The 18,296-nt window shown below is 67.9% G+C and carries 12 protein-coding genes; 8 read left to right on the top strand and 4 right to left on the bottom strand.

Annotated features, from left to right (window positions below):
- Positions 1-17 precede the first annotated feature (17 nt).
- Positions 18-1,427, top strand: coding sequence for a glucose-6-phosphate dehydrogenase (locus QMA10_RS10205; RefSeq protein ID WP_290168037.1), 1,410 nt, complete (start codon positions 18-20; stop codon positions 1,425-1,427).
- A gap of 110 nt (positions 1,428-1,537) precedes the next feature.
- Here the strand turns inward: QMA10_RS10205 and QMA10_RS10200 are convergent, their stop codons facing one another.
- On the bottom strand, positions 1,538-1,876 hold the full coding sequence (locus tag QMA10_RS10200) for a P-II family nitrogen regulator (RefSeq protein WP_104053827.1): 339 nt from the start codon (positions 1,874-1,876) through the stop codon (positions 1,538-1,540).
- Positions 1,873-3,168, bottom strand: coding sequence for an ammonium transporter (locus QMA10_RS10195; RefSeq protein WP_290168035.1), 1,296 nt, complete (start codon positions 3,166-3,168; stop codon positions 1,873-1,875). The genes QMA10_RS10200 and QMA10_RS10195 overlap by 4 nt, the downstream gene beginning before the upstream one ends.
- A gap of 267 nt (positions 3,169-3,435) precedes the next feature.
- On the opposite strand from QMA10_RS10195, the gene QMA10_RS10190 reads away from it, so the two are divergent.
- The gene (locus QMA10_RS10190; protein WP_290168033.1) at positions 3,436-5,133 is read left to right on the top strand and encodes a hypothetical protein; all 1,698 of its coding nucleotides are present in this window, start codon (positions 3,436-3,438) and stop codon (positions 5,131-5,133) included.
- 80 nt (positions 5,134-5,213) lie between these two features.
- Here QMA10_RS10190 and ftsY read toward each other — a convergent pair whose 3' ends face one another.
- On the bottom strand, positions 5,214-6,416 hold the full coding sequence (gene ftsY, locus QMA10_RS10185) for a signal recognition particle-docking protein FtsY (RefSeq protein ID WP_290168031.1): 1,203 nt from the start codon (positions 6,414-6,416) through the stop codon (positions 5,214-5,216).
- A 133-nt stretch (positions 6,417-6,549) separates the two neighbouring features.
- Here ftsY and QMA10_RS10180 point away from each other — a divergent pair, with 133 nt between their 5' ends.
- Both QMA10_RS10180 and QMA10_RS10175 read left to right on the top strand, forming a co-directional pair.
- Complete coding sequence (locus QMA10_RS10180; protein ID WP_290168029.1) at positions 6,550-7,818, top strand: MFS transporter; 1,269 nt, start codon at positions 6,550-6,552, stop codon at positions 7,816-7,818.
- Positions 7,815-8,546, top strand: coding sequence for a glutamine amidotransferase (locus QMA10_RS10175; RefSeq protein ID WP_290168027.1), 732 nt, complete (start codon positions 7,815-7,817; stop codon positions 8,544-8,546). The genes QMA10_RS10180 and QMA10_RS10175 overlap by 4 nt, the downstream gene beginning before the upstream one ends.
- Before the next feature lie 217 nt (positions 8,547-8,763).
- On the opposite strand, the gene smc is transcribed toward QMA10_RS10175, so the two are convergent.
- Positions 8,764-12,447, bottom strand: a complete 3,684-nt coding sequence (gene smc, locus QMA10_RS10170) for a chromosome segregation protein SMC (protein ID WP_290168026.1) — start codon at positions 12,445-12,447, stop codon at positions 8,764-8,766.
- A 215-nt stretch (positions 12,448-12,662) separates the two neighbouring features.
- Between smc and QMA10_RS10165 the strand changes: the two genes are divergently transcribed.
- From QMA10_RS10165 to QMA10_RS10150, 4 genes are all read left to right on the top strand, one after another.
- Positions 12,663-13,691: a 3-oxoacyl-ACP synthase III gene (locus tag QMA10_RS10165; RefSeq protein ID WP_290168091.1), complete on the top strand. Its 1,029-nt coding sequence runs from the start codon at positions 12,663-12,665 to the stop codon at positions 13,689-13,691.
- Positions 13,685-16,342 (top strand): alpha/beta fold hydrolase, encoded by a 2,658-nt coding sequence (locus tag QMA10_RS10160; RefSeq protein WP_290168024.1) that lies wholly within the window; start codon positions 13,685-13,687, stop codon positions 16,340-16,342. Before QMA10_RS10165 ends, QMA10_RS10160 begins: the two co-directional genes overlap by 7 nt.
- Positions 16,339-17,367, top strand: coding sequence for an NAD-dependent epimerase/dehydratase family protein (locus tag QMA10_RS10155; protein ID WP_290168023.1), 1,029 nt, complete (start codon positions 16,339-16,341; stop codon positions 17,365-17,367). The genes QMA10_RS10160 and QMA10_RS10155 overlap by 4 nt, the downstream gene beginning before the upstream one ends.
- 75 nt (positions 17,368-17,442) lie before the next feature.
- Positions 17,443-18,261 carry a serine hydrolase domain-containing protein gene (locus QMA10_RS10150; RefSeq protein WP_290168021.1) on the top strand — a complete coding sequence of 273 codons (819 nt, stop codon included), beginning with the start codon at positions 17,443-17,445 and terminating at the stop codon, positions 18,259-18,261.
- The last annotated feature ends 35 nt before the right edge of the window (positions 18,262-18,296 follow it).

Genomic DNA, 18,296 nt, shown 5'->3' with positions numbered 1-18,296 from the left:
GATGAAAGGGTGGAGCCATGAGTGAAACTTCTCCCCTGCGCACACTTCTTATTCTCGGCGGCACCGGCGACCTCTCCCGGCGGCTGCTGCTGCCGGGGCTGGGCCGGCTGATCGGCAGCGGCCGGGCACCGGCCAGCCTCCGCGTGGTCGGCTCCGGTTCCCGGGACTGGGACGATGCCACCTGGCAGGACCTGATGAACGAATCTTTTGACGCTGCCCGCAGCGAGGCCGACGACGACGGAAAGGAAGCGCTCGACGCCGCGGTGCGGAACGGCAGCTACCTGCAGGTGGATCTTAAGGATCCGGCGCAGCTGGTGAAGGACATCCGCAGCCTGGAAACACCGCTGGCCGTCTACTTTGCCCTCCCGCCGGAGGTTACTCAGTCCACGGTTGCGGCGCTGAAACGCGGCGACCTGCCCGAGGATACGCGGCTGGTGCTGGAGAAACCTTTTGCCGGCGACGAAGCCTCGGCCCGCGAGCTCAACCGGCTGCTGGCGGATCTGCTGCCCGAAAGCCATGTGTACCGGGTGGACCATTTCCTGGGCATGGCCACCGTGATGAACGTTCTGGGGCTGCGGTTCACCAACCGGATCCTGGAACCGGTGTGGAACAACCTTCACATTGAGCGCGTGGAGATCATCTTCGACGAGAAACTCGGCCTGGAGGGCCGCGCAAAGTACTACGACGGCGCAGGGGCACTGCGCGACATGATCCAGAGCCATCTGCTGCACACCATGGCCGTCATCGCCATGGGCGCGCCGGCAACCCTTGGCCAGCGGGATGTGCGGGATTTGATCGCAGCCACGCTTCGGGCGTCCAGCGTGCCGCAGGACTATGCCCGCAGCACCCGCCGGGCGCGCTGGTCCGCCGGGGAGATCGACGGCGAAGAGGTTGAGGCATACGCCGATTCCCCCGGTGTTGAACCGGACCGGGAGACGGAGACGCTCGCGGAAGTGGAAATCCGGGTGGAGAACGACCGCTGGGCCGGCGTTCCGTTCATTCTGCGTTCGGGCAAGGCACTGGGCAAAACCCGGCAGGAGGCCGTCATCACGTTCAAGCCGGTGAGCCACCTTCCGGATGGATTCACCGGCTCGGCAGGGGAAGCTTCCCGGCTGCGGATCTCTTTCGCCCCCGCCCGGCTGGAACTGGAGTTGAACGTCAACGGTCCCGAGAATGTCTTCACGCTGGAGCGGACCGGGCTCAGCGCGCCCATGCACAAATCGGCGATGACCCCGTACGGCGAAGTGCTGGACGGCATCCTTTCCGGCGACCCGCTGGTCTCCGTGCGGGCGGACATTGCCGAGGAGTGCTGGCGGATTGTGGACCCGGTCCTCAAGGCATGGGCTGACGGCGAAGTCCCGCTGGATTCATATCCGGCCGGGACCATGGGCCCTCCGGAGTGGGAGTCCAGCCGTTCGGAGCTGTGACCGCCGGGACTTCACAGAGAAAGTCCTCTTAACGCAGGAAGACCCCCGGCAGCTGCAAGCACGCAGCCGTCCAAGGCGTCTTCCTGTCCCCCACGTTGAGAACCCCGCATCTACAAAGCGGAGTCCCCCCGTTCCCCGGTGCGGACCCGGAGGGCCTCCTCCACGTTGACCACCCACACCTTGCCGTCGCCGGCGCGGCCGGTGTTCGCGGTGGACACCAGCACGTCCACAATGTCGTTGAGCCATTCGTTGGCTACCAGGACCTCAATGCGGATCTTCGGCAGCAGGTCCACCGTGTACTCGGCGCCGCGGTACACCTCGGTGTGGCCGCGCTGACGCCCGTAGCCGTTGGCCTGGCTGACGGTCAGCCCCTGCACGCCGTAGCTTTCCAGGGACCCGCGGACGGCATCGAGTTTTTCCGGGCGGACAATGGCCGTTACGAGTTTCATGAGTTGATGCTCTCCTTCGTGGCGGTGCGGACGGTCTCGTGAACGGGGCGGAAGGAACCGCCCACGCCCAGGCCGCCGAATTCGTAAGCCGTTTCGGCGTGTTCGCTCAGGTCCACGCCGTTGACTTCCTGCTCCTCGGACACCCGGAAGCCGATGGTCTTGTGGATGGCCAGGCCGATCACCAGGGTCAGGACTGCGGAGAAGATAATGGCTACCATCATGGCAACCAGCTGTGCGCCAAGCTGCGCGAACCCGCCGCCGTAGAACAGGCCGCCGCCAACGCCTTCGACGGGGAGGGCGATGAAACCCAGAGCCAGGGTTCCCACGATGCCGGCCACCAGGTGCACGCCCACCACATCCAGGGAATCGTCGTAACCCATCTTGTACTTCAGGCCGACGGCGAGCGCCGACAGGACTCCGGCGAGCAGGCCGAGGCCGACGGCGCCCAGCGGACTGACGTTGGCACAGGCCGGGGTGATGGCTACCAGTCCGGCAACAATGCCGGAAGCGGCACCGAGCGACGTCGGGCGACCGTCACGGATACGCTCGGTCAGCAGCCAGCCAACCATCGCAGCAGCCGGAGCAGCCATGGTGTTGACCCAGATCAGGCCTGCTTCTTCGGCGGAACCGGCCGCTCCCCCGTTGAACCCGAACCAGCCGAACCACAGCAGGGTGGCACCGAGCATGACAAACGGAATGTTGTGGGGACGCTGGCTCGGGTCCTTGCCGAAGCCCTTACGCTTGCCGATGATCAGGGCCAGCACCAGGGCTGCCACGCCGGCGTTGATGTGGACCACGGTGCCGCCGGCAAAGTCGATGGCTTCTCCGACCACTGAGCCGATGGCTCCTTCTTCCCCGAGCAGTCCGCCGCCCCAGACCATGAAGGCCAGCGGGCAGTACACCAGCGTCACCCAGACCGGCACGAAGACCGCCCAGGCGCTGAACTTGGCACGGTCCGCAATGGCTCCGCTGATCAGGGCCACCGTGATGATGGCGAAGGTGGCGCCGAAGCCGGCGCCGATGAGGTCTTCGCTGCCGATGAGCGATTCAAGCCCGAAGGAAGTAAAGGGATTGCCGAAAAGCCCGCCCACGCCGTCGCCCCCGGTCATGGAGAAGCCCCAGAGAACCCAGACAACCCCTACCAGGCCGATGGAGACAAAGCTCATCATCATCATGTTCAGTGCTGCCTTGGCGCGGGTCATGCCGCCGTAAAAGAATGCCACTCCGGGCGTCATGAGCAGCACCAGCGCCGCTGAAATCATCACCCAGACGTGACCTGCTGACAGATCCATCTTCACGTCCCTTCACCTACCGCGGGCCCTTCCCGCACCTTGAACTCTGCCGGGGCAAGATTTCGGCAATGGCCCGGGAACGTTGCCGGAACATTACAAACCGCCCGGCGGTGTAAACAGTCGGTGACGGAAAAGTTTCCACAGCGTTTCGCGGCTTGTCCGCACGCTCGGGGACGCGGATTTTCGCGGGGAAACGGGACGGATTCCGCCCGGGGGCCCCGCCGCTAGGATGGACCCTACGTCTCACAATCCGGAGGTACATCCTTTATGCCCGAGCAGTTTCCGCCGTCCGAGGGCCCCGACGCCGGGGCCGGCGGCGGCCAGGACAAAAACCCAGGCAAGAACAAGAAGAAAACGTGGATCATCTCCGGGACCGCCCTCGTAGCCGTTCTGGCTGCCGGTGCCGTGGTTGCGCCGATGGTGATGAACGACGACGCCGCCCCGGCCGCGGCCCCCACGCCCACCGGAACACCGTTCACGGTCTCGGCGGCGCCGTCACAGGCCGCTGCTCCGGACGTCACCTACTACGAGCAGGCGGGACCGCCCGCCGGTTCGCCGCTGAACCCCGTGGAACCGCTGAGCATCAGCGTGGCAGCGGCTACCACCGGCACAGCCCTGCCCGACGGGCTGATCGGTCTCTCTTTGGAAGCCACGGACCTGGCCGATCCTTCACTGTCCGGCGGCAACCCCGAAATGGTGCAGTCAATTTCGGGTCTCGGCCGGCCGCTGCTGCGCTTCGGCGGCAACGCCGTGGACCGCCGCTTCTTCTGGACGTCGTCCGATGAGTCCATTCCCGGAAACCTGTCCGGGGACGAAGCCCATCCCGTCCGCGCCGTCACCCCGGCGGACCTGGAGCGGGTCAACACCCTGCTGGAAGCCGTTGACGGGCAGATTGCCCTGACCGTGGATCTGGGCAACTATGATCCGGCCCGCGCGGCGGACATGACCAAATACGCCGCCGCCGCGTTCGGTGAGCGTCTGGTCGGGGTCACTGTGGGCAACGAGCCCAACGGCTTCGCCAAGACCGGGCTGCGGGACTCCGGTTACGGCATTGAGGATTATCTGACCGAGCTGAAGGCCTACGCCGCTGCGATGTACGACGTCGCCCCGGAAGTTCCCATTGTTGGTCCGGGCACCTATGAGCAGACCTGGTGGGCTCCGTTCGCCGAGGTGGAGCTGCCGCAGAAGAAGATCCTCTCCTTCCACCACTACCCGCTGTCCTCCTGCGAGGGCGCCGACCCGCTGGGCGAGCCGATCATGGCAAACCTGACCACGCGGCATCTGCACGACCACGCCAACAATTTCCGTGGCAAAGCCATGCAGCCGGCCCTGACCGCGGGACTGGAAACCTGGATCCCCGAAACCGGCATCTCCGCCTGCCCCGGCTCCAACGAGACCACCAAAACCCACGCCTCGGCCCTCTGGAGCGCCGACTACGCCCTGAGCGCCGCACAGATGGGCATTTCCCGGGTCTCCTTCCACAGCTCGCTGATCACGTGCAAGGGCGGACCGCCCATGTCCGCCATCTGCACCGGCGGTGATTACCTGCAGCCCAACGGGGCGGTGGATGAACGGTCCAATTACTACGGCATGTCCATGGTGGCCGAAATGCCCGCAGGAGAGTTCCTGAAACTGGATACCGCCGGCGGCGGCCTGGCCTACCCCTATGCGGTGCGCCACGCGGACGGCAGCATCAGCATTGCGGTGGTCAACAACTACAACCCGGAGACCGACGCCCCCGTTGATGTCACCCTGGAGCTCCCGGGGAAGGCACTGACCGGAACCATGACCCAGATGACGGGCACCTCCTACAGTGCGCAGGACGGCACACTGATTGACGGTGCCGCCGCCGAAGGCACGCCGGCCGCCGAGCGGCTGACCGTGCCGGGCTTCGAATACGGTTCCAGCACCCAGACGTTCCCCCTCACCGCGGGCACGGTCACGGTCCTGAACTTCACGTTCTAGCAAGCAGCACGTCCCACGAAAAAGGGGCTCCGCACTTTCCTTTCGGAAGGTGCGGAGCCCCTTTTGCGCGGTGCGGGTGCTTAACTCAGCAGCGCATCCACAAAGCCCTCGGCTTCAAACGGCGCCAGGTCATCGGCGCCCTCGCCCAGGCCGATCAGCTTCACCGGCACACCCAGCGTGCGCTGAATGGCAACGACGATGCCGCCCTTGGCGGTGCCGTCCAGCTTGGTCAGAACAATGCCGGTGATGTTCACGACCTCGGAGAACACCTTGGCCTGCATCAGGCCGTTCTGGCCGGTGGTGGCGTCCAGGACCAGCAGGACCTCGTCCACCTCGGCCTGCTTTTCAATGACGCGCTTGACCTTGCCGAGCTCGTCCATCAGGCCAACCTTGTTCTGCAGGCGCCCGGCGGTGTCGATCAGGACCACGTCCACCTCGCCGTCGATGCCGGCCTTCACGGCCTCGAAGGCAACCGACGCGGGGTCCGCGCCGTCGACGTCGGACTTCACCGTGGGCACGCCCACGCGCTGTCCCCAGGTGGCCAGCTGCTCGGCCGCGGCGGCACGGAAGGTATCCGCAGCACCCAGCAGCACATCCTTGTCCTCGGCCACCAGTACGCGGGCCAGCTTGCCCACCGTGGTGGTTTTGCCGACGCCGTTCACGCCCACCACCATGACGACGGCGGGCTTGTCCGCGTGCCGGGCGGTGGCCAGGGAGCGGTCCATGGTCGGATCAACAACCTTGATGAGCTCCTCGCGGAGCATCTGGTGCACTTCCTGCGGGTCGCGGCTGCCGGAAATCTTTACCCGCTCGCGCAGGGCGTCAACCAGTTCCATGGTGGGTTCGGTGCCAAGGTCCGCCAGGAGCAGCGTCTCCTCGATCTCGTCCCAGACATCCTCGTCAATCTTGTCGCTGGACAGCAGCGCCAGCAGCGCCTTGCCCAGGGCATTGTTGGACTTGGACAGGCGGGCACGCAGGCGGGCCAGGCGGCCCTGGACCGGGTCGGGGGTTTCCAGCGCCGGCGCTTCGGGAACGGGAGCGGGCGCCGGCTCCAGGTCGCGCAGGTCATCGGGGACGACGACGTCGGTCTCCGCCGGGGGCGCGTCCAGGACGTCCGTGCCGGCGGCATGCGCGCCTGCTCCGGTCACCGGATCATTGGCGTCACGGGTGGTGGGGTACATGCCCTTGGGGGTGCGTCGGGTCCGGACCAGCAGAGCTGCCACAGAGCCGACGACCGCAAGAGCGATGACCACATAGATCACAATCGCAAGAGTCTCATTCACGCTCTTTAGCATGTCATACCGGTGTGTTCCCGGGCACCCGTTTGCGGGTGTGTGCGAGCGCACGGAGGATCGCACTGCCGGCACCCTGAATACGCATCCGGGAGCGGGAAGTGTCTGAGAGAATCAGAGCATCATGGTCCGAACTCCCCGTCTCGCGATTCCGCGCGAAATCAAAGTCCTTATTGCCGCCGCCTTTGTCATCGCCCTGGGCTTTGGCCTGGTGGCACCGGTGCTCCCGCAGTTTGCGCAGAGCTTCAACGTGGGCGTTGCCGCATCCTCCGTCATCGTCAGCGCCTTTGCCTTCACCCGGCTGGTCTTCGCGCCGGCCGGCGGAGCGCTGCTGGAGAAGTTCGGCGAGCGTCCGGTGTACATCGCGGGGCTGCTCATTGTCGCTGCCTCCACCGGAGCCTGCGCCTTCGCCGAGAGTTACTGGCAGCTGCTGGTCTTCCGCGGGCTGGGCGGCATCGGCTCCACCATGTTCACCATCTCGGCCATGGCCCTGATCATCCGGCTGGCGAAGCCTTCGGTGCGCGGCCGGGTCTCCAGCGCGTATGCCTCCTCGTTCCTGCTCGGCAATATCGCCGGACCCCTGGCGGGCGGGCTGATGGCCGGTTTCGGGCTGCGCGTTCCCTTCCTCGTCTATGCGGGCGCCCTGGTGGTGGCAGCCGCCGTCGTAGCCCTCCAGCTCAAGGATGCGCGGCTGGCCGACGGCGAACCCAAGCCCGCGGCGCGTCCGGTGCTGACCGTCCGCGAGGCACTGGGTGATTCCGCCTACCGTGCCGCGCTGGCATCCAGCTTCGCCAACGGGTGGTCCTCATTCGGTGTCCGCAACTCGCTGCTGCCGCTGTTCGCCGCGGCCGCCCTGTCCGCCGGCCCCGAGATCGCCGGCATCTCGCTGACCGCGTTCGCTGTGGGAACCGCCGTCGTCCTGACCTTCTCCGGCCGGCTCGCCGACAGCTGGGGCCGCCGGCCGCTGGTACTGACCGGGCTGGCGGTGAACGCCCTGGCCACCGCCGCGATCGGTTTCAGCACCAGCATCACCATGTTCCTGGTGGTTTCCGCCATTGCCGGGATGGGCACCGGGCTCCTGAACCCGGCGCAGCAGGCCGCCGTCGGCGACGTCGTGGGCAATGACCGCAGCGGCGGGAAAGTGCTGGCCACGTTCCAGATGGCCGCCGACAGCGGTGCCATTGCGGGCCCTATCCTGGCCGGGCTGCTCGCTGACTCGCTGGGCTTCAGCTGGGCGTTCGGTGTTACCGGCGCCATTGTGGTCATGGCATGTTTCGCCTGGATCGGCGCCCGCGAGACGCTTGAGCCTGAAGCGTCTTCCCCGGTTCCTCCGGCAGAGGGTAGGACGCCGGACACCCCGGCAGGGTCCGGCGGCACTACGATCAAGGAATGAAGCCTTTCCTCCTGCTGGCCTCCCGGGCCGAAGACGACGCCGCCGCCGAAGAGTATGAGGCGTTCCTCCGTTTCGGAAAGCTGAAACCTCACCAGCTGCAGCGGATCCGGCTTGAGGCCGGTCCGCTGGGGCACCTCAATCCGGATGAGTACAGCGGAATCATCGTCAGCGGCAGTCCGTTTAACGCGAGCGACCCGGACAGCTCCAAATCGGACCTGCAGCTGCGGGTCGAAAGCGAGCTGGGCGCCCTGCTCGACGACGTCGTCGAGCGCGATTTCCCGTTCCTGGGCGCCTGCTACGGCGTGGGTACACTGGGCCGGCATCAGGGCGGCGTGGTTGACCGGCAGTACGGCGAGGCGATCGGCGCCGTGGAGATCAAGCTCACGGCCGACGGCAGGCAGGATCCGCTGCTCGAAGGTGTTCCGGAGTCCTTCAGCGCCTTTGTGGGTCACCGCGAGGCCATCTCCGTGCTGCCGCCCAACGCCGTGAACCTGGCCGGGTCCTCCACCTGCCCCGTGCAGATGTTCCGGATCAAGGAAAACCTCTACGCCACGCAGTTCCATCCCGAGCTGGATGTGCCGGGGCTGCTGACCCGGATCACCGTCTACCGGCATGCAGGATACTTCCCGCCGGAGGAAGCCGACGCCGTCCGGGCCTCCGTGCGCCACGCCGATGTGAGCGTGCCGCCGCTGATCCTCGCCAACTTTGTTCGGCGCTACGCCCGGTAGGACTGCCCGGCCGAGTGCCGACGTCGTGCCCTTTTGGCGATTCCGTTGTCGAGCTCATACCGTAATACCCCGCCGATTCCGGCACGAACTGTACGCCCGGCGGGGGTAGAGGTATGAGCTGTACGCTCGGCGGGGGTAGAGGTATGAACTGTACGCCCGGCGGGGGTAAAGGTATGAACTGTACGCCCGGCGGGGGGTCCGGCCGCCACAGACAGCGTCAGCCGGCGGCCCTGTTCCCCTCCAGCCGGTCCCTTTCCAGCCCGTCTTTTTCCAGCCGCTGACTGATCACGGTGGAAACGCCGTCACCCTGCATGGTTACCCCGTACAGTGCATCAGCGACTTCCATCGTCCGCTTCTGGTGCGTGATGACGATCAGCTGGCTGGATTCCTTCAGCTCCTCGAAGATGGTGATCAGCCGGCTCAGGTTGGTGTCATCCAGCGCCGCCTCCACTTCGTCCATGACGTAGAACGGCGAGGGCCGGGCCTTGAAGATCGCCACCAGCAGGGCCACCGCGGTCAGGGACCGCTCCCCGCCTGAAAGCAGCGACAGCCGCTTGATCTTCTTGCCGGCGGGCCTGGCCTGGATTTCGATGCCGGTGGTCAGCATGTCGCTTGGATCCGTCAGGACCAGCCGGCCTTCTCCGCCCGGAAACAGTGTGGCGAACACGCGCTCAAACTGTTCGGCGGTGTCCCGGTAGGCCGCCGTGAAGACTTCCTCCACTTTCCGGTCCACATCTTTGATGATGTCCAGCAGGTCCCGGCGGGTGGCCTTGAGGTCCTCGAGCTGGGTGCTGAGGAAGGTGTGCCGTTCCTCGAGTGCGGCAAACTCCTCCAGCGCCAGCGGGTTGACCCGGCCCAGGGCAGCCAGGTCACGCTCCGCCTGTTTGAGCCGCTTTTCCTGGGCCGCCCGGTTGTAGGGGACGCCGGTGGTGAGCGGATTACCGTCTTCGTCCACCGGCACGTGCAGGGCGGCCCATTTGTTCCCCGCGGCGTCCGCGGCTCCGGCGTCCGGGCCGGCCGGCACCGGAACCGGCTGGTCCGGTCCAAACTCCGCCACGAGGTGTTCCGGCGTCATTCCCAGCTCCTCGATGGCACGGGCCTCCACGGCCTCCAGGCGGAGCTGCTGCTGGGCGCGGGCCAGTTCATCGCGGTGCGCGGCGTCGGTCAGCCGGGCCACCTCCGCGGCTGCATCGGCTGCCGCTGCGCGGACCTGCGCCAGTTCCGCGTCCCAGGCGGTGCGCACCGCTTCAGCGGAGTCCCGTTCCGCCGCTGCCGTTTCCAGCGACACGGTGAGGTAGGCCAGCACAGCCTGCGCGGCTTCCGCCACGGCCGCCGCCTTCGCCGCCTGCAGGGCCCGACGGCGGGCACGCACCTCCGCGGCAGCCCTGGCACGGCGTTCGCTGTCCGCGGCACGTTCCAGACCTGCTGCCCTGCCGGCTACCGCCTTGTACTGCTCTTCAGCTGAGCGCAGGGCCAGGCGTGCCTCGGTTTCCGCCCTCCGGGCAGCCGCCGCGGCCAGCGACAGGGCTTCGCGCTGTTCCGTGGACGGCTCAGCTTCGGCCGGTGCGTCGCTCGCGGCGGCCAGGCGTGCCGCCGCAGCGGCCAGGGCTTCCTGTTCCGCCGCAAGATTGGCTTCGGCCGCAGCAACGAGCTGCTTCAGCCGCTCGGATTCGCCGACGGCGGAGCGCAGCGCCGAACCCAGTGTTCCCAGCCGTTCCGAGACAGCGGCCAGCCGGGCATCGGAATCATGCAGCGCGGCCAGGGCATCGTCGGAGCGCTGCCGGGCGGCGTTCCGGCGGGCCACGGCCCCGGACAGGGCAAATCCGGCCTGCTCGGACCGGGCAGCGGCAGCCCGGATCCGTGCTTCGGTTTCCTCTACTGCGGCCTGCAGCTCCAGCAGCCCGGGGGCCGAGGCGGATCCGCCGCGGCCGGAAAATACGGACAGGACATCTCCGCCGAATGTCACGGCGGTCAGCTCAGGATGCTCCGCCAGCAGCAGGGCTGCGTCCTCAAGGGACGCCACAATGACGGTGTCCTTCAGCAGACGGCCCAGTGCCGGGCGCAGCTCCTCCGGTGCGTCAACGGCGTCCAGGGCCCACACCGCTCCCTCCATCGGTGCGGCCCGTCCGGAAACGGCAACGGCAACCACGGCACCGTCAAACATGGGACCGCCGTCTGCGTCTGCCGAAGCGGACGCCAGCACCACGTCCACCTGCCCGCCGTCGGCCTCCCTGAGGTGCGACAGGGCGCGGACCGCGGCCGCAGTATCCGCCACCGCAACCGCCGACGCCGCCGAACCCAGTGCTGCAGTCACGGCGCGTTCGCAGCCGGCCCGCACAGTGAGCTGTGCGGCGAGCGGTAAGAGCACGCCTTCAACGCCGGCGTCCAGCAGGGCTGCGGAACCGTCCCGGCGGTCCAGCCCCACCCGCAGGGCGTCGCGGCGGGCGGTCAGGGTTTCCCGTTCCCGGTCAGCCTCCTGCTTGACGCGGCGCACCTCGTCCAGGGCTGCGTTGGCCCCGTCCAGCTCGGCCTGCGCTTCTTCATACTCCGCATCCAGGCTTTCTTCGCTCTCCTCGGCACCCGCCGCGGAATTCTCCAGCGCGGTGAATTCCTGCTGCGCCTGGCGGCGGCGCTCCTCTCCGGCGCTGATGGAGGCACGCAGCCGGCCCAGCTCCGCTTCGGCGGCATCCACCCGGGAGCGGGCCGACCCCACGGCTCCGGCGATCCGGGCCAGCCCTTCGCGGCGGTCCGCCGCCGCCCGGAGCACAGCTGCCAGGCGCTGCTCCTCGGCGGCGGCGGCCTGCTCCGCTGACGTCCGGGTTTCTTCGGCAGCTGCCAGGGCGCTGCGGCGTTCCTCAATGGTCTGGCTGAGTGCGGCGGCCTCCGCGCGGACCCGCCCGGCCTGGGCCTGCAGCCGCTCCGGGTCCTGTCCGGAGTCTTCCCGGTGGTCCGAAGACCCCAGCAGCCGGCGCCGTTCCTGAGCCAACGCGATCAGGGACAGGTACCGTTCCCGCTGCGCGGACAGGGCGTACCAGGTGTCCCGGGCAGCATTGACCTGCGGGGTGGCCTGCGCGGCGAGTGTCTCCAGCTCGGACTGGCGGACCCGGGCGGCTGCCAGTGCGGCGGCTGCTTTATCCCGGCGGGCCAGGAGTTCGGCTTCCTCAGCCGCGTCGCGGGCCATGGTGTTGTTCAGCGTCACCAGGTCATCGGCGAGCAGCCGGGCCCGGGCGTCGCGGACGTCCTGCTGCACGGTGCGGGCACGGCGGGCGACGGCGGCCTGCTTGCCCAGCGGCCCCAGCTGGCGCCGCAGCTCCGAGGTCAGGTCATTCAGACGGGCAAGGTTGGCCTGCATCGCGTCCAGTTTGCGCACGGTTTTTTCCCGCCGGCGGCGGTGTTTGAGGATGCCGGCGGCCTCCTCAATGAACCCGCGGCGCTCATCGGCTCCGGCGTGCAGGATCCGGTCCAGCTGGCCCTGGCCCACTATGACATGCATCTCACGTCCCAGGCCGGAATCGGAGAGCAGCTCCTGGATGTCCAGCAGCCTGGCGGGCGCGCCGTTAATGGCGTATTCGGACCCGCCGGCGCGGAACAGGGTCCGGGAAATGGTGACTTCCGAGTACTCGATCGGCAGGGCGCCGTCGGCGTTGTCGATGGTCAGGGACACCTGCGCCCGGCCAAGCGCCGGACGGCCGCTGGTGCCGGCAAAGATGACGTCTTCCATCTTTCCGCCGCGCAGGGTCTTGGCTCCCTGCTCCCCCATCACCCACGCCAGCGCGTCTACGACATTGGATTTTCCGGAGCCGTTGGGCCCAACCACTGCGGTCACTCCGGGTTCAAACTCGAAGGTGGTGGCTGATGCGAAGGATTTAAATCCACGCATGGTCAGCGTCTTCAAATGCACGGGGGCCAATCTTTCCTGCTGAGGGGTGATTCCTTAAACCTACTTGGTGCCTGAGACTTAACTGCAGTACTCGCTGAGCGTAATCCCGGCCTGCACGTCCCTTTGGCCTCAGGGGGAACGTAGGATTCTCTAAGGAACAAGTGAATCAGACCGTGGATGCAGGCTGCCTCCAGCCCGTCAGCGCGATCACTTCAGCAGGAGACAAGGCAGGCATTTTGACCGGGAACTTCAACTTCCAGCACGAAAATACGGCTCTTCTCAGCGTCACAAGCGTTGAAGCACCGGTGGTTATGACCTCGGCCGAATTTGATGAACGGCTGGCGCCGTCGCTGAAACGGCTCAGGCTCTCCAAACGGCTGCTGGAACGGGTGGCCGGCGTAAGCGAGCGCCGCTGGTGGTCCCCGGGCACCAGCTTCGACGACGCCGCCATCGAAGCCGGCGCGAAAGCGATAGCCGAGGCCGGCGTCGAACCCTCGGAAATCGGCCTCCTGATCAACACCTCGGTGACCCGGCGGAACCTGGAACCCTCAGTTGCGGTGAAGATCCACCACCAGCTGGGGCTGCCGTCCTCGGCCCTGAACTTTGACCTGGCCAACGCGTGCCTGGGCTTTGTCAACGGCATCACCATGGCCGCGAACATGATTGAATCCGGGCAGATCAGGTACGCCCTGATCGTGGCCGGCGAAGATGCGCAGGGCACTCAGGAAGCAACGTTCAACCGGCTCAACAGCCCCGACTCCACCCGTCAGGATTACCTGCGCGAGTTCGCCACACTGACTCTGGGCTCCGGCGCCGCCGCCGCCGTGATCGGCCGTGCCGACGAGCATCCGGGTTCGCACCGCATCGTGGGCGGGGTGTCCCGGGCGGGCACCCAGCACCATGAGCTGTGCGTGGGCGGCGTTGACGGCATGTACACCGACACGAAGGGCCTGCTGGACGGCGGCCTGGAACTGGTGGTGGACGCCTGGAATGAAGCCCACGAGCACAAGGGCTGGGACTGGCGTTCCATGGACCGCTACGTCACCCACCAGGTTTCCAACTCCTACACCAACGCCATCATCAAGGCCGTGGACCTGGTCCGGGAACGGGTGCCGATCACCTTCCCGCGCTGGGGCAACGTGGGACCGGCGTCGCTGCCGATGACCCTGGCCCAGGAAGCCCGCACGCTGAACCCGGGCGACCGGGTGCTGTGCATGGGCGTGGGCTCGGGCCTGAACACCACCATGATGGAGATTGCGTGGTAGCCGAACTCTGGCCCGGCGTTCCGGAATCCTGGTCTTCCTTTGTCCAGGTGCCCTCCACCGCGGCCGTTGACCGTCCGGACACCGTTCATAAGTGGCACGTGCTGGACAACGGTCCGGAGCTGGCCGCGCGCGGCGTCGAACCCGCCGGGACCCTGCTGTGCGTCCACGGAAACCCCACCTGGTCCTACCTCTGGCGCAGCCTGCTCGCCGCCGGCGCGGAAGCCGGGCAGCCGTGGCGGGTCATCGCCGTCGACCAGCTGGACATGGGCTTCTCCGCCCGGACCGGCACGTTCCGCCGCCTTGAAGACCGCATCAGCGACCTCGGGGACCTTACGGACGCGCTGGAGCTGACCGGCAAAGTCATCACCGTGGGCCACGACTGGGGCGGCATCATTTCGCTGGGCTGGGCGCTGACGCACAGCAGCCGGCTTGCCGGAATTATCCTGACCAACACCGCGGTGCATCCGGCCGGCTTCACGCTGCCGCCCGCCCTGCGCCTTGCCCTGCATCCGGCCGTCCACGGCTGGGGCACGCAAACCACTGACGCGTTCATCCGGGTCACACACTCCCTGGCCCGGCCGGCTCTGGCTCCGGAGGTCCGGGCCGCCTTCTCCGCACCGTACCGCGGCTCGTCCCGGCGCGAGGGTGTTGCCAACTTTGTGGCGGACATCCCGGCTGATTCCACGCATCCGAGCTGGGGCACCCTGAACCGGGTGGCCGAAGGCATCAAGCGCCTGGATGTGCCCGCCCTGATGCTCTGGGGACCCAAGGATCCGGTGTTTTCCGACCGCTACCTGCGGGATCTGATGGACCGCCTGCCGCAGGCGGACGTCCACCGCTTTGAGGGCGCCAGCCATCTGCTGCCCGAAGACGTGGACATCACCGCCCCGGTGTTCAGCTGGCTCGAGAAGGGTCCGGGCACCGAAAACCGGGAAATTCGCAGCCGCAACGTTGCCGGCCTGTCCGTGTTCCGGCCCATGCTGGCCGAACTGGACGAGCGCGACGACGACTCCTCCCCCGCCGTCGTCGACATGGCGCCGCTGGGCGCACCGGCCGGCGTGTCCCCCGCCACCCTGTCCTGGGCGGAGCTGGCGGCGCGCGTCAACCAGCTGGCCGCCGGACTGTCCGGCGCCGGTGTCCGTGCCGGGGACCGCGTGAACCTGCTGGTGCCTCCGGGCATTGAACTCACCTCCCTGATTTATGCCTGCCTGCGGCTGGGCGCCGTGATTGTTGTCGCCGACGCCGGGCTGGGCACCAAGGGCATGGGCCGCGCCATCAAGGGCGCCGGTCCTGCGTACATTGTCGGCATTGAACGCGCCCTCATCGGCGCACGCGTTTTCGGCTGGCCCGGCATCCGGATCAGTGCAGAAACGCTGTCCCCCGCCAAGGCACGCCTGCTGGACGTCAAGCACTCCGTACCCGAGCTGATCGCGGCCGGCAAGGACGCCTCAACCGGCAAGGACCCCAACGAGCCGTGGCTGCGGACCGACCCGGACGCCGACGCCGCCGTGCTCTTCACCTCCGGCTCCACCGGCCCGGCCAAGGGCGTGGTGTACACGCACCGCCAGCTCACCGCCATGCGCGATGCCCTCAAGAACACCTACAACCTGCAGGCCGGCACCTCGCTGGTTGCCGGGTTTGCACCGTTTGCCCTGCTGGGGCCGGCGCTTGGCGCCACGTCCGTCACCCCGGACATGGACGTCACCTCCCCCCGGACCCTCACTGCGGCGGCGCTGGCCGACGCCGCTGCCGCCGTCAGCGCGACCGCCGTGTTCGCGTCTCCGGCGGCTCTGGGAAACGTGCTGGCCACCGCCGGTGACCTGACCGAGGACCAGCGCAAGGCACTGCACCAGGTGGAACTGCTGCTCTCCGCCGGCGCGCCCATTCCGGAACCTCTCCTGGCACGGGTCTCCGCGCTGACGCCCAATGCTGAACTGCACACCCCGTACGGGATGACCGAAGCCCTGCCGGTAACTGACATTGACCTGGACGGGATCCGGGCCGCCGGTGCCGGCAACGGCGTCTGCGTGGGGACCCCGGTCTCGCGGGCGCAGGTGGCCATCGCTGCCCTGGCACCGGATGGATCCGTGGGTGACACCCCGCTCGTGGAACCAAACCTCACCGGTGAAATCCTGGTATCCGCCCCGCACGTCAAGGACCGCTATGACCGGCTTTGGATCACCGAGTCCAAGAGTGCGTCGCTGCCGGGCTGGCACCGCACCGGCGACGTCGGGCATCTGGACGAGCAGGGCCGGCTCTGGGTGGAAGGCCGCCTCGGCCATATCCTGACAACGCCCGGCGGCGTGGTCACCCCCGTTGCCGCCGAGCAGGCCGCGGAGTCCGTTCCTGCCGTTGGCCGTGCCGCGGTCGTCGGCGTGGGACCGGCCGGGGCCCAGGTTCCGGTGGCCGTCCTGGAACTGAAGGACCCCGTGCGCCGTCCCGGCACTGCCCCGCAGGAGCTGGCCGTCGCTGTGCGGACAGCTGTTGCCGCCGGTACGGGTCTGGATTTGGCCGCGGTACTGGTACTGCCGGCCATGCCCACCGATATCCGGCACAACTCCAAGATTGACCGCACGGCCCTGGCCGGCTGGGCGGCAACGATCCTGGCCGGCGGAAGCGCCAAGGTGCCCGGCACAGGCGGACGCAAATGAGTTCTGCCGCCAGCCCCGGCACACCGCGGCGGGTTCTGGTGACCGGTGCCAGCGGCCTGCTCGGCGGCGCCGTTGCCCGGCTGCTGGCGGAGAAGGGCCACACGGTCCGGACCCTGCAGCGCACGCCGATGGCGGGAAGCGCAGCCGCAGGCCTGGAGTCCATCGCCGGCTCCGTCTCCGATCCGGCCGCCGCAGCGCGCGCCGTGGAGGGGACGGACGCCGTCGTGCACCTGGCCGCGAAGGTGTCCTTCACCGGCGAGTGGCAGGACTTCGCAGCCACCAACATCACCGGAACGCGCACCCTGATTGATGCGTCGAAGGCGGCCGGGGTCCGGGACTTCGTGTTTGTCTCCTCTCCGTCGGTGGCGCATTTCGGGGAGCCCATTGCCGGCGCGGGTGCCGGTACGGCCGACCCCGAACGGGCACGCGGCTTCTATGCCCGGTCCAAGGCCGCAGCCGAGCTGCTGGCACTGGCGGAGGATTCGCCGTCGTTCCGGGTGGGCGCCATCCGTCCGCACATTGTGTGGGGGCCGGGCGACACGCAGCTGGTGGAGCGGGTTATCGACCGGGCCCGGTCCGGCCGGCTGCCGCTGCTCAACGGCGGGACCGCCCTGATCGACACCACGTACATTGCCAACGCCGCGGCCGCGATTGTCCGCGGGCTCGAACGCATGGACCATGCCCACGGCCAGGCGCTGGTGGTAACCAACGGCCAGCCCCGCCCTGTGGGCGAGCTGCTCGCGGGCATCTGCACCGCAGCCGGCGTCACCCCGCCGGCCTGGAGCGTTCCCGGCTGGCTGGCCCGCGGCGCCGGATCAGTGATCGAACGCGCCTGGCTCACCGCCGGAAGCCGCGGACTGGTCCACGACGAGCCGCCCATGACGCGTTTCCTCGCTGAGCAGCTCTCCACATCGCACTGGTTTGATCAGCGCCGCACCCGCGAGGTACTGGACTGGACGCCGGAGGTTACGGTGGAGGACGGCATGCGCCGGCTCGCCGCCCATTACGGCGGCGCCGCAGCCTAACGGCGCAGGGCCGTTCAGGGCGGCCTTCGCCAACCGACCCCTTTCGTCACGACCGCTTCACTGCAGAGGAACTTCATGGACAGCGTCAAGGTTATTGAAAACTGGCCGGTGGACAATGCCGCCGCCGCCGTTATTCTGGCGGACGGCACCGTGGCGGGCACATCCGGTGACGTTGAGCGCCGTTTTCCGCTGGCCTCGGTCACCAAGCTCCTGACGGCATACAGCATGCTGGTGGCCCTGGATGAAGGCGCCCTGGAACTGGACCAGCCCGCCGGACCCGAGGGTTCAACCGTGCGCCACCTGCTGGCGCATTCGGCCGGATATGACTTCAGTGACCGCACCGTCCGCTACGCACCGGGAACCCGGCGCCTGTACTCGAATGCCGGCTTTGAGGTGCTGGGGGAAACCCTGGCGGAAGCCACGGGCATTTCGATGGCCGAGTACCTCCGCGAGGGCGTCCTTGCTCCCCTGGGCATGACGTCCACTGCACTGGAGGGATCCCCCGCTGCCGGTGCGGTGTCCACAGTGGCCGATCTGTCCCGTTTCGCTGCCGAGCTGCAGAACCCGGTGATCACCGCGCCCGGCCGCCTGGCCGAGGCAACCACCGTGGTGTTTCCCGGTCTTGCCGGGGTTCTTCCCGGTTTTGGCCGGCAGAAGGAAAACGACTGGGGCCTGGGCTTTGAGATCCGCGGCTCCAAGTCGCCGCACTGGACCGGTGCAGGCAGCTCGCCGCGGACGTTTGGGCATTTCGGCCAGTCCGGCACGTTCCTGTGGGTGGATCCCGACGCCGGTGCTGCCGCCGTCGCACTGACGGACCGCGACTTCGGTCCCTGGGCGGCCGAGGTGTGGCCCCCGTTCACCGACGGTGTCCTTGCGGAGCTGAGCGGCGCCTGACGCCGGTTGATCCGTGCCGGTGGGTGCCGGCGAGG

It is taken from the genome of Arthrobacter sp. APC 3897 (assembly GCF_030407495.1).
Lineage (GTDB): Bacteria > Actinomycetota > Actinomycetes > Actinomycetales > Micrococcaceae > Arthrobacter_B.
The sequence above is the reverse complement of the archived record's forward strand: the minus strand, read 5'-3'. Positions and strand labels throughout refer to the sequence as shown.

Coding starts and splice junctions, on each gene's coding strand:
- QMA10_RS10200 (WP_104053827.1), bottom strand. CDS start 1,876: ATGAAACTCGTAACGGCCATTGTCCGCCCGGAAAAACTCGATGCCGTC.
- QMA10_RS10195 (WP_290168035.1), bottom strand. CDS start 3,168: ATGGATCTGTCAGCAGGTCACGTCTGGGTGATGATTTCAGCGGCGCTG.
- QMA10_RS10205 (WP_290168037.1), top strand. CDS start 18: ATGAGTGAAACTTCTCCCCTGCGCACACTTCTTATTCTCGGCGGCACC.
- QMA10_RS10175 (WP_290168027.1), top strand. CDS start 7,815: ATGAAGCCTTTCCTCCTGCTGGCCTCCCGGGCCGAAGACGACGCCGCC.
- QMA10_RS10155 (WP_290168023.1), top strand. CDS start 16,339: ATGAGTTCTGCCGCCAGCCCCGGCACACCGCGGCGGGTTCTGGTGACC.
- QMA10_RS10180 (WP_290168029.1), top strand. CDS start 6,550: ATGGTCCGAACTCCCCGTCTCGCGATTCCGCGCGAAATCAAAGTCCTT.
- QMA10_RS10150 (WP_290168021.1), top strand. CDS start 17,443: ATGGACAGCGTCAAGGTTATTGAAAACTGGCCGGTGGACAATGCCGCC.
- QMA10_RS10190 (WP_290168033.1), top strand. CDS start 3,436: ATGCCCGAGCAGTTTCCGCCGTCCGAGGGCCCCGACGCCGGGGCCGGC.